Origin of the sequence: Streptomyces sp. 130 (assembly GCF_007096885.1) — a bacterium.
Taxonomy (GTDB): Bacteria; Actinomycetota; Actinomycetes; order Streptomycetales; family Streptomycetaceae; genus Streptomyces.
The window spans coordinates 34,168-44,911 of the sequence record NZ_VJNO01000046.1 but is presented as its reverse complement, the minus strand read 5'-3'; the positions used below and the strand labels follow the sequence as shown (position 1 = coordinate 44,911).

The window sequence follows — 10,744 nt, the reverse complement described above, 5'->3', positions numbered from 1 at the left end:
CCGGGCTCAACACGGCGGCGCGCGAGACCGGGGCGGCGCTGGGGGCCGCCGTCGTCGGCCCCCGGCCCGCGGCCGGGGCCGGCCCCGGCCCCCCCCCGGCCCGCCCCCCCCCCCCCCCGGGCGCGGGGCGCCCGGGCGCCGGCCCCCCCCCCGGCCGGCGTTCTCCCTGCGGGGCGCGTCACTTGAGGGTGTACGCCTTGGCCGCCGCGGCGGCCTCGGCCGGCCTGACCACCTTCAGGCCGCCGGGGACCTTGTCGTCCGGCTTCATGATCACGCTCTCCCGGGTGGAGGGCGCCGCCGGGTCGGTGAAGTCGTGGGAGACCCCGAAGTCGGTACCGAATCCGGTGATGGTCAGCAGCGCCTTGTCGACGCCCTCGCGGGTGAGGTCCTTGGCCGCGCACGCCTTCTTCAGGGCCTCGCCGTAGAGTTCGGCGGCCGTGTATCCGGCGATGACGCCGTTGTCGAGACCCTCCTTGGGGTAGGCGGCGGCGTACTCCTTCGCCAGCTTCGCGGGGCCGGTGCCCGGGTCGCCGATGGGCAGGGTGGACGCGGCGACGTAGTAGTCCTTCATCAGGGCCGGGCCGGCCTGCGTCTTCAGCAACTGCGGCGCGTACGCGGAGTTGTTGCCGATGACCGGGACCTCGAGGCCGGTGGCGGCGGCCACCCCGACGAGCGAGGCGGCCTGGCGGGGGCCCGCGCTGACGACGACGGCCTTGACGCCCGCCTGCTTCAGCGCGGCGACCTGGGCGGTCATGTCGTTGTCGGTGGGCTTGATCTTCTGCTCGACGACGGTGAGACCCGCCTCCTTCGCCGCGTACTTGGAGCCGGCGAGCGCGTTCTCGCCGTAGTCGCCCTCGAAGTACACATGGCCGATGCTGTCGCCCTTCGCGATGCGCTTCTCCGCGAGCAGGTAGTCGATCGCGTTGATCGTCTCGACGTCGTAGGTGGCGCCGATGACGCGGACGTACTTGCTGCCGAGCAGGTTCGCGGACCATGCCTGCGGCAGGACGAGGCCCTTGTCCTGGCCGTCGATGCGCTGCTCCACCGCCGCGACGAACGGGGAGCCGATGAACTGGACGAAGCCCAGCACCTTCGGTTCCAGCTCGGTGTACCCGGCGACGGCCTTCTGCGGGTCGTAGCCGTGGTCGCGCACGGTCAGCTCGATCTCGCGGTCGCAGATGCCGCCGGCCGCGTTGGTCTGCTTCACCCAGAGCTGCTGGGCCTGGGTGACGCTCTTGCCGAGCGAGGCGTAGACGCCGGTCATGTCGGTGAGCGCGCCGAGCGCGATGGTGGATTCGGTGACCCCCTCGCCGGTCTTCATCCCGCCCTTGGCCCCCTCTCCCCCGTCGGAGGACTTGGCCTTCTCGCTGCACCCCGTGAGGGTGAGGGCGAGGGCCGCGCACACGGCCCCGAGCACACGCAGTTTCATTTCTTCTCCCCTGGGTTCTTCATCGGGCGTGTCAGGCCGCCGGGCAGGAACAGGACCGCCGCGACGACCGCGGCGCCGTACAGGTAGCGCGATGCCTCGCCCGGGGTCAGGCCGCCCGTGCCGGGGGCCGCGACCAGGGGCAGGGAGTCGCTGTAGTGGGTCAGGAGCTGGGGCAGCAGCGAGACGAAGGCCGCGCCGACGACCGCCCCCGCCACGGTGCCGAGCCCGCCGATCACGATCATGGCGAGGTATTCGAGGGAGAGGACCATGCCGAAGTACTCGGGCACCGTCCGCTGGAAGACCAGGGCCAGGAGCACCCCGGCCAGCCCCGCGTACATCGAGGACAGGACGAAGACCCCGGCCCGGTAGCGGGCCACCGGGACGCCCATCACACCGGCCGCGATGCGGTGGTCGCGGATGGCGTTCAGCGCCCGGCCCGGCCGCCCGCGCAGCACCCCGCGCGCGAACAGGCCGCTGAGGAGCAGGGCGAGCAGGGCCGCGTACCAGAGCTTCTCGGAGGACTGGAACGGCACCGCGGCCACCAGCACCTCGCTGTCGTCGAAGGTGAGGCCGAAGATCGAGAGCGGCGGCACCGAGCGGCCGTTGTAACCGCCGGTGAGGGACGAGGCGTTGAACAGCACGTGCTGGCCGATGAAGATCAGCGCCAGGGTCGCGATGCCGAGGTAGGCGCCCCGCAGCCGTCCCGCGATCGGGCTGAACAGCCCGCCGGCGGCCCCGGCGAGGAGGACGGCCAGCACGGCGGCGAGCCAGCTGGGCAGGCCGAGCCCGGACAGGGCGTGCCCGTTCTCCGTACCGCTGTCCCCCGCCAGCACGCAGTAGCCGTACGCGCCCACGGCGAGGAAGAAGGCGTGGCCCATGGACAGCTGCCCGGTGGCCCCGGTCAGCAGGTTGAGCCCGATCGCGCCGATCGCGGCGGCCATCGCGAACAGCCCGGCCTGGAGCCAGAAGCGGTCCAGGTAGAAGGGGAGGGCGAGCAGCAGCACCGATCCCGCCGCCCAGGCCCAGGTGCGGGGGCGGCGCAGCCGGGCGGTCACCGCGTACGCGAACGGGGTGGCGGTCTCAGACACGGGCCGGCTCCTTCGTGCCGAGGAGTCCGGCGGGGCGTACGAGCAGCACGATCACCATCACCAGATAGGGGGCCAGGTCGCCGATGCCCCGGCCGAGGAACGACAGATCGCTCTGGTAGCCGGTGGCGAGCGCTTCGGTCACGCCGACGATCAGCCCGCCGGCCAGGGCGCCGGTCGTGGAGTCGAGCCCGCCGAGGATCGCGGCGGGGAAGGCCTTGAGCGCGGCGAGCGAGGTCGCCCGTTCCAGGCCGGGCGTGGGGAAGACGGTGAGGAACAGCGCGGCGACCGCGGCGAGCGCCCCGGCGACCGCCCAGGCGGCGAGCGAGACCCGGCCGAGCCTGATCCCCATCAGCGCGGCCGTCCGCGGGTTCTCGGCGGCGGCGCGCATCGAGACGCCCCAGGAGGTGAAGCGGAAGGCGAGCAGGAAGACGGTGATGAGGAGGGCGGCGGCGACGAACGCGGCGACGCGGGTCTGGGCGAGCGTGACCCCGCCGACGGTGAGGACCCGGTTGCCCCAGGGGTCGCCGAGCGCGAGCACCTCCGTGCCCATGCGCCGGGTGAGTTCGGTGGTCAGGAGGATGTCGACGCCGATGGTGACGATGGCGAGGACGCTGTGGTCGCTGCCCCGGTAGCGGCGCATCACCAGGAATTCGACGGCGGCGCCGACGACGGCCGCGCCCGCGATGCCGGTCGCGAGGGCGGGCCAGAACCCGATGTCGTCGTGGAGTACGGCGGTGACGTAACCGCCCGCCAGCAGCAGCGAGGCGTGGGCGAAGTTGACGACCTCGGTGGCCTTGAAGATGACGACGAAGCCGAGCGCGATCAGGGCGTAGACCGAGCCGATGGACAGGCCGCCGAGGAGGAGTTCGATGAAGGTGGTCATTGCGGTGCTCCCAGATATGCCTGGACGACGGCGGGATCGTTCTGGACCTCGGCGGGGGTGCCGCCGGCGATCCCGCGTCCGAAGTCGAGTACGGTCACGGCGTCCGCGAGCCGCATCACCACCCCCATGTCGTGCTCGACCAGCACGATCGAGATGCCGAGGCCGTCGCGGACGCCCGCCACGACCGCGGCCGTACGCCGGCGCTCGTCGGCGGTCATGCCGGCGACGGGTTCGTCGAGGAGGAGCACCTGCGGCTCCATGCACAGCGCGCGGCCCAGCTCGACCAGCTTCTGCTGCCCGTACGGCAGCGAGCTCGCCGGCCGGTCCAGCTCCGCCTCCAGGCCGATGAACCCGGCGATCTCGCGGACCCGTTCGCGGTGTGCGCGGGCTTCCCGGGCGGCGGCCGGCAGCCGCAGCCCGGCGGCCAGGAATCCGGCCCGGGTGAGCCGGTGCCGGCCGAGCATGAGGGTGTCGGCGACGGTGGCGTACGGGGGCAGCGCGAGGTTCTGGAAGGTCCTGGCGACGCCGAGCGCGGCGATCCGGTGCGGGGCGAGCCCGGTCAGCTCGGTCTCCCCGAGCCGGACGCTGCCGGAGGCCGCCCGGTAGACCCCGGACAGCACGTTGAAGGTGGTCGACTTGCCGGCGCCGTTGGGCCCGATGACGGCGTGGACGCTGCCCGGCTCTACGGTGAACGAGACGCCGTCGAGGGCGGTGAGTCCGGCGAAGCGGACGGTGACGTCCCGGACGGTGAGCGGGGCCGGGGCGGTCACGCGGACCACCTGCTCAGGGTGGGTACGGCGGTGCCCGCCGCCCGGTCCGCGTCGGCGGCGGCCGCCTCGTCCACGACGCCCAGGTAGCGGCGGCGGACCTCGTCGGAGGCGGCCAGTTCCTCGGCGGGCCCGTGCAGGGTGACCTCGCCGACCTCCAGGACGTAGGCCGTGGTGGCGAGGCGCAGGGCGATCGACGCGTTCTGCTCCACGAGCAGGACGGAGGTGCCGGAGGCGTTGATCTCGCGGACCGTGTCGGCGATGCGCTGCGCCATCAGGGGCGCGAGGCCGAGTGAGGGTTCGTCCAGCAGGAGCAGCCGGGGCCTTGCCATCAGGGCGCGGCCCATGGCCAGCATCTGCTGCTCGCCGCCGGACAGCAGCCCGGCGCTCTGGTGGGCGCGGCGGGCGAGCACGGGGAACAGCTCGTGCACGCGGGTCAGCGCCTCGGCCGCCGCCTTGCGGCCTCCGTCGGCGCCGAGGGCTCCGGCGCGCAGGTTGTCCGCCACCGTCATCCGGGCGAACACCTGGCGGCCTTCGGGCACTTGGACGATCCCGGCGGCGACCACCCGGTCGGGCCGGAGCCCGTCCAGGGGGCGCCCGTCGAAGCGGACGGTGCCGGTGGCGGTGCCGCCGTGGAAGCCGAGGGTCCGTGAGACGGCCCGCAGCAGGGTGGTCTTGCCGGCCCCGTTTCCGCCGAGTACGGCGGTGATCGTGCCGGCCGGGACGTCGAGGTCGATGCCGCGCAGTGAGCGTACGGGGCCGTAGGCGGCGGCGAGTGCGCGGATCTCGAGCGTGGGCATGGGGGTCCTCCTCCTTCCGCGGTTCCTGTGTCGCCACAGGTCAGCAGGGGGAGGAGGGGGGCGTCCATGGGGGGCGGGGGGAAGCGTTGCGGGTGCCCCGGTGGGGCGGGGCGGGGTTGTGCGGGCGCACAGGGCGACGGGGCGCCTGCGCCTGCGGCGGGCCTTGTCCCCTACCCGCCCCTTCCCGAAACCGGGGGCTCCGCCCCCGGACCCCCGCTCCTCAGACGCCGGAGGGGCTGGAAGCCAGGAAGTCGCGCGCGATCGACTCCGCCGCGCGCTCCAGCAGCGGTCCCGCCTGCGCCATGCACACCGCCGGGTCCGGCTCCAGGTCCAGCAGCGCGTACGCCCGCCGGATGCCGGCTCCCTCCAGCGCCTGTGGCGTCAGCGCGAGGCGGCCGCACACCGCGACGACCTCGACCCCCGCCGCGCGCGCCGCCGCTGCGACGCCCGCCGGGGCCTTGCCGTGCAGGGTCTGCGCGTCGAGGGACCCCTCGCCGGTGATGACGAACGTCGCCCGGTCCAGCGCGGGCGCGAAGCCGAGGACGTCGAGCATGACCTCGATCCCGGGACGGAAGCGCGCGCCGAGGGCGACGAGCGCCCCGTAGCCGATGCCGCCGGCCGCTCCGGCGCCGGGCAGTCCGGCCTGTTCGGGGCCGAGGAGCGACGCGTAGTGGGCGAGCGCCGCGTCGAGCGTCGCGATGTCCGCCTCCGTCGCGCCCTTCTGGCGGCCGTAGACCTCCGGCGCGCCCTTGGGGCCGGTCAGCGGGTTGTCGACGTCGCTGGCGAGGATCAGGTCGATGCCGGCGAACCGGGGGTCGAGCCCGGACAGGTCCGCCTCGGCGAGGTCCGCGAGGCCGCCGCCGCCCGGCCCGACCGGCTTGCCGTCCGCGTCGAGGAAGCGGGCGCCGAGCGCGGCGAGCATGCCCGCCCCGCCGTCCGTGGTCGCGCTGCCGCCGACGCCGAACACGATGGTCCGGGCCCCCGCGTCGACCGCGGCGCGCAGCAGCTCCCCGGAGCCGTACGTCGTGGCCGTGAGGGGCGCGAAGACACCGTCGGGCAGGTGCTGGAGGCCGGACGCCTCGGCCATCTCGACCACCGCGGTGGTCCCCCGCACCGCGTACGCGGCGGTGACGGGGTCGCCCAGGGGCCCGGTCACCCGCGTCTCGCGTCGCTCGAAGCCGGCGGCCACCGCCGCCGCCACCGTGCCGTCGCCGCCGTCGGCGACCGGCAGGGTCTCCACCCGTACGCCCGGGACGACGCGCCGCAGCCCGGCCGTCACGCGCTCGGCGACCTGCACGGCCGTGAGCGAGCCCTTGAACTTGTCCGCCGCGACGAGCACGCGTGCGGTCTCCATCACTGCTCCGTCCGTCACCATGATTCCCTTTGCATTCGAACAGGCAGTCGCGCCGCCCCGACCCTATCGGCCGGACCCCCTCTCTGCCCATGGTCTGATCGATCAAAGTGGGCCTAGGCTGACCGTATGACCACCACTGACTACGCCACGTACATCGCCGGTCTTCCGAAGGTCCTCGTCGGTGCGGCCTGCGTCTTCCGGGACGCGGGCGGCCGGGTGCTGCTGGTCGAGCCGAGCTACCGGGAGGGGTGGACGCTGCCCGGCGGGACGGTCGAGTCGGCCGACGGGGAGGGTCCGAGGCAGGGCGCGCGCCGCGAGTCGCTGGAGGAGATCGGGCTGGACATCGAGCCGGGGCGGCTCCTCGCCGTGGACTGGGCGCGCGGCAGCGACCGGCCGCCGATCGTGGCGTACGTGTACGACGGCGGGGTGCTGGACGAGGAGCAGCTGAAGGCGATCCGGCTCCAGGAGTCGGAGCTGCTGTCGTGGAAGCTGGTCGAGCCGGCGGAGATCGACCGGTACCTGACCGGTGCGCGCGCCGGGCGCATGCACGCGGCGCTCGCGGCTCTGGCGTCCGGCACGGGTGCCGTGGAGCTGGAGGACGGCCGCCCGGTGGGCTGAGGCGGACCGCCCGGTCAGCCCTGGGTGTCCGACGGCCGGGTCTCGTCCTCGCGCCTGGTCTCGTCGCGCGCGGCGACCCGGGCCTCGGTGCGGTGGCCGCGCGCGATGTAGTCGCGTACGACGAGTTCGACCGCGTCCTGCGGGTTGCCGACGCCCGCGAGGACCATCACTTCCACCACGAGTTCCGCGTCGAGGCTGATCGCTGTCTTCGCCATGGCGCGACGGTAGCACCGCCGCCCCGATACGGTCCCGGGCATGACTCTCCGCGCCACCCGGGCCTCGTACGACGCCGTCGCCGCCGACTACGCCGCGCTCCTCGCGGACGAGCTGGCCGCGAAACCCCTGGACCGGGCCGTGCTCGGGGCGTTCGCCGGGTATGTGGAGGCGGGCGGCGGCGGGCCGGTCGCCGATCTCGGCTGCGGGCCGGGGCGGGTCACCGCGTATCTGCACGGCCTGGGCCTCGACGCCTGGGGCGTCGACCTCTCGCCCGGCATGGTCGCCGAGGCCCGGCGGCGCCACCCTGACCTGCGCTTCGAGGTGGGGACGATGACCGCGCTCGACCTGCCCGACGGCTCGCTGGGCGGGGCGGTCGCCTGGTACTCGCTCGTCCATACGCCGCCGCTGGAGCTCGGGCCGTACGTCGCCGAGTTCCGCCGGGTCCTGGCCCCGGGCGGCCACCTGCTCATCGCCTTCAAGGCGGGCGGCGGCGAGGGCGTGCGCCTTGAGCACGCGTACGGGCACCCCGTGGACCTGGACGTGTACCGCTTCGACCCGGACCGGGTGGCCGGGCTGCTCGAAGGTGCCGGGTTGGAGGTGCGGGCCCGGCTGGTGCGGGCGGCGGACCCGGAGGAGCGCACCCCGCAGGCCTTCCTGCTCGCACGGCGGCCGGGCGCGTGAGGTAGTGTGGACGGCTGCGAAGGGGAGTAGCCCCGCAAACCGGTCGTCGACACACTGGAGCCTCGCGGTTCCCGGTGGCCGGGCTCGTGGATCATCACGGGTGGGCGAGACCTTCGGTCAGGTATGACACGCCCACGCCCCGTGGGCGGTGCCGTCATGCCGGGCCGAGTGGTCCTCCGAAACGCCGACCGGCACTTCGCGGAGATCCGGTGCCCGGCTCGTACAGAAAGCCACCCGGAATGCATCTCGACCCCCTGGCGATCATCACCGCTTTCGGGCTGATCTTCCTCGCCGAACTCCCGGACAAGACCATGTTCGCGTCGCTCGCCATGGGCACGCGCATGCGCCCGCTCTACGTCTGGTTCGGCACCTCGTCCGCGTTCATCGTGCATGTGGCCATCGCCGTGGGTGCGGGCGGGCTGCTCGGTCTGCTGCCCGACTGGATCGTCAAGCTGGTCTCGGCCTGCCTCTTCGCCTTCGGCGCGTTCATGCTGCTGCGCGGGGGCGGGGACGACGAGGACGACGAGTCGGGCCCGAAGACGGTGACCGGTTTCTGGCCGGTGTACTCGACGGCGTTCATGGCGGTGTTCATCAGCGAGTGGGGCGACCTGACGCAGATCACGACCGCCAACCTGGCGGCGAGCAACGGCACCTGGTCGACCGCGATCGGCTCCGCCGCCGCCCTGATGTCCGTCTCCGCGCTGGCGCTGCTCGCGGGCCGGTTCATCGCGAAGCGCGTACCGCTGAAGACCGTGCAGCGCATCGGCGGGCTGTGCATGCTGGGCCTGGCGATCTGGACGGTGACCGAGATCTTCACCGGCTGAGCCGCCGGAAGGCTGTACGGCGACGGGCCCCGCACGAGCGTGTGCGGGGCCCGTCGCCGCTCACGTGTCAGAACAGCGCCGGGGTGCTCTCCTGCGTGCCGTTCTCGAACGCCAGCAGGCGCTGCTTGCGGTCCAGCCCGCCCCCGTAGCCGGTGAGGCCGCCCGAGGCCCCGATCACCCGGTGGCAGGGCACGATGATGCCGACCGGGTTCTTGCCGTTGGCCAGGCCCACCGCCCGGGAGGCGCCGGGCTTGCCGAGGTGCTCGGCGAGTTCGCCGTACGTACGGGTCTCGCCGTACGGGATGAGCCGCAGCTGCTCCCAGACACTGCGCTGGAACGGGGTGCCGTCCAGGTGCAACGGCAGGTCGAAGTCGCGCAGTTCGCCGGCGAAGTAGGCGTCGAGCTGGCGGATCGCCTCGGGGAAGGGGCGGGGGTCGGGCTCCCCGAAGCTCTCCTCGGGGGGCCGGTGGCGCTGGCCGGTCATGTAGAGGCCGGCCAGGACCCCGTCGGTGGCGACGAGGGTGAGCGGGCCGTAGGGGCTGTCGGTGACCGTGTGCTGCCGGGTCACGGGGCACTTCCTTCCGTGTCCGGGAGGTGGTTGATGGGGTGGTCGTCGACGGTCCAGAGGTACTGGACGGCGTACGCCCGCCAGGGGCGCCAGCCGGCCGCGCGGGCGGTGAGGGCGGCCGGGGTGGACGGCAGGCCGAGGTGCTGGGCGGACCTGCGGATGCCGAGGTCGGTCGGGAGGAAGGCGTCCGGGTCGCCGAGGGCCCGCATCGCGATGACCTCGACGGTCCAGGGGCCGAATCCGGGCAGCGCGGCCAGTTCGGTGCGGGCCCGCTCCCAGTCGGAGTCGGGGCCGAGGCGCAGCGAGCCGTCCGCCAGGGCCTGGACGAGGGTGGTGAGCGTGCGGCGGCGGCTGCGCGGCAGGGCCAGCTGCTCGGGGTCGAGTCCGGCCAGCGCCTCGGGGTCCGGGAAGAGGTGGGTGAGTCCGCCCTCGGGGTCGTCCACCGGGATGCCGTGGGCGGTGACCAGGCGGGCGGCGTGGGTGCGGGCGGCGGCGGTGGACACCTGCTGGCCGAGCACGGCGCGGACGGCGAATTCGGCGCCGTCGACGGTCCTCGGCACCCGGCGGCCCGGGCCTGCGTCGACCAGCGGGGCGAGCAGCGGGTCGGTGCGCAGCTGCTCGTCCACGGCGACCGGGTCGGCGTCCAGGTCGAGGAGCCAGCGGCACCTGCTGATGGCGAGGGTCAGGTCGCGCGGGTCGGTGAGGGAGAGCCGGCAGGCGATGTGGTCGGGGCGCGGGGTGAGCGCGACGATGCCGTGGCCGTGCGGCAGGGTGAGGGTGCGGCGGTACGCGCCGTCGCGCCACTCCTCGACGCCGGGGACGGCGGTCGCGGCGAGGTGGCCGAAGAGGTTGCTGGGGTTGAGCGGGGCGCGGTACGGGAGGCGCAGCGTGATGACGCCCGGGGCGGCGGGCGGGGTCGCGGTGCGGGCGGCGCGGGTGCGGAGTTCGCCGGGGGCCAGGGCGAAGACCTCGCGGACGGTGTCGTTGAAGGTGCGCACGGAGGAGAACCCGGCGGCGAAGGCGATCTCGGCCATGGGCAGCGCGGTGGTCTCGATGAGCACGCGTGCGGTCTGGGCGCGCTGGGCGCGGGCCAGGGCGAGCGGTCCGGCGCCCAGTTCGGCGAGCAGCTGGCGTTCGATCTGGCGGGGTGAGTAGCCGAGGCGGGCGGCGAGGCCGGGGACGCCTTCGCGGTCGACCACGCCGTCGCGGATGAGCCGTATCGCGCGGGCCACCGAGTCGGCGCGGGCGTTCCATTCCGGGGACCCGGGGCTGGTGTCGGGACGGCACCGCTTGCAGGCCCGGAACCCGGCCTGCTGGCAGGCGGCGGCGCTCGGGTAGAACGTCATGTTCTCGGCCTTGGGCGGCGCGACGGGGCAGCTCGGGCGGCAGTAGATCCGGGTGGTCAGGACGGCGGTGAAGAACCAGCCGTCGAAGCGGGCGTCCTTGGACCGGACCGCCCGGACGCAGCGCTCGGTGTCGGTGTGCATGGTTCAAGGATGGGCCACCGGCGGGGCCG

General features: G+C 74.1%; 12 protein-coding genes. 3 read left to right on the top strand and 9 right to left on the bottom strand.

Features of this window, described 5'->3' with window-relative positions; translation table 11 throughout:
* Positions 1-178: 178 nt before the first annotated feature.
* From FKN01_RS28335 to FKN01_RS28310, 6 genes are all read right to left on the bottom strand, one after another.
* Positions 179-1,429: an ABC transporter substrate-binding protein gene (locus FKN01_RS28335; protein ID WP_143625508.1), complete on the bottom strand. Its 1,251-nt coding sequence runs from the start codon at positions 1,427-1,429 to the stop codon at positions 179-181.
* Entirely contained in the window at positions 1,426-2,517 is a 1,092-nt protein-coding gene (locus tag FKN01_RS28330; protein ID WP_143625507.1) for a branched-chain amino acid ABC transporter permease, read from the bottom strand. Before FKN01_RS28330 ends, FKN01_RS28335 begins: the two co-directional genes overlap by 4 nt.
* Entirely contained in the window at positions 2,510-3,400 is an 891-nt protein-coding gene (locus tag FKN01_RS28325) for a branched-chain amino acid ABC transporter permease (RefSeq protein WP_143625506.1), read from the bottom strand. Before FKN01_RS28325 ends, FKN01_RS28330 begins: the two co-directional genes overlap by 8 nt.
* Positions 3,397-4,179, bottom strand: coding sequence for an ABC transporter ATP-binding protein (locus tag FKN01_RS28320; protein WP_143625505.1), 783 nt, complete (start codon positions 4,177-4,179; stop codon positions 3,397-3,399). Before FKN01_RS28320 ends, FKN01_RS28325 begins: the two co-directional genes overlap by 4 nt.
* Complete coding sequence (locus FKN01_RS28315) at positions 4,167-4,967, bottom strand: ABC transporter ATP-binding protein (protein WP_143625504.1); 801 nt, start codon at positions 4,965-4,967, stop codon at positions 4,167-4,169. Before FKN01_RS28315 ends, FKN01_RS28320 begins: the two co-directional genes overlap by 13 nt.
* A gap of 220 nt (positions 4,968-5,187) precedes the next feature.
* On the bottom strand, positions 5,188-6,321 hold the full coding sequence (locus tag FKN01_RS28310; protein WP_143625503.1) for a glycerate kinase: 1,134 nt from the start codon (positions 6,319-6,321) through the stop codon (positions 5,188-5,190).
* A gap of 126 nt (positions 6,322-6,447) precedes the next feature.
* On the opposite strand from FKN01_RS28310, the gene FKN01_RS28305 reads away from it, so the two are divergent.
* The gene (locus FKN01_RS28305; RefSeq protein WP_143625502.1) at positions 6,448-6,939 is read left to right on the top strand and encodes an NUDIX hydrolase; all 492 of its coding nucleotides are present in this window, start codon (positions 6,448-6,450) and stop codon (positions 6,937-6,939) included.
* Between the two features lie 14 nt (positions 6,940-6,953).
* On the opposite strand, the gene FKN01_RS28300 is transcribed toward FKN01_RS28305, so the two are convergent.
* A complete protein-coding gene (locus FKN01_RS28300; protein ID WP_143625501.1) occupies positions 6,954-7,154 on the bottom strand; it encodes a type II toxin-antitoxin system VapB family antitoxin in 201 nt (66 codons plus the stop codon).
* A gap of 40 nt (positions 7,155-7,194) precedes the next feature.
* On the opposite strand from FKN01_RS28300, the gene FKN01_RS28295 reads away from it, so the two are divergent.
* Both FKN01_RS28295 and FKN01_RS28290 read left to right on the top strand, forming a co-directional pair.
* Positions 7,195-7,836, top strand: a complete 642-nt coding sequence (locus FKN01_RS28295; RefSeq protein WP_143625500.1) for a class I SAM-dependent methyltransferase — start codon at positions 7,195-7,197, stop codon at positions 7,834-7,836.
* Positions 7,837-8,075: 239 nt separating this feature from the next.
* The gene (locus FKN01_RS28290; protein ID WP_143625499.1) at positions 8,076-8,660 is read left to right on the top strand and encodes a TMEM165/GDT1 family protein; all 585 of its coding nucleotides are present in this window, start codon (positions 8,076-8,078) and stop codon (positions 8,658-8,660) included.
* Between the two features lie 67 nt (positions 8,661-8,727).
* Here FKN01_RS28290 and FKN01_RS28285 read toward each other — a convergent pair whose 3' ends face one another.
* Both FKN01_RS28285 and FKN01_RS28280 read right to left on the bottom strand, forming a co-directional pair.
* On the bottom strand, positions 8,728-9,228 hold the full coding sequence (locus tag FKN01_RS28285; RefSeq protein WP_143625498.1) for a methylated-DNA--[protein]-cysteine S-methyltransferase: 501 nt from the start codon (positions 9,226-9,228) through the stop codon (positions 8,728-8,730).
* Entirely contained in the window at positions 9,225-10,715 is a 1,491-nt protein-coding gene (locus FKN01_RS28280; protein WP_143625497.1) for an AlkA N-terminal domain-containing protein, read from the bottom strand. Before FKN01_RS28280 ends, FKN01_RS28285 begins: the two co-directional genes overlap by 4 nt.
* Between the last annotated feature and the right edge of the window lie 29 nt (positions 10,716-10,744).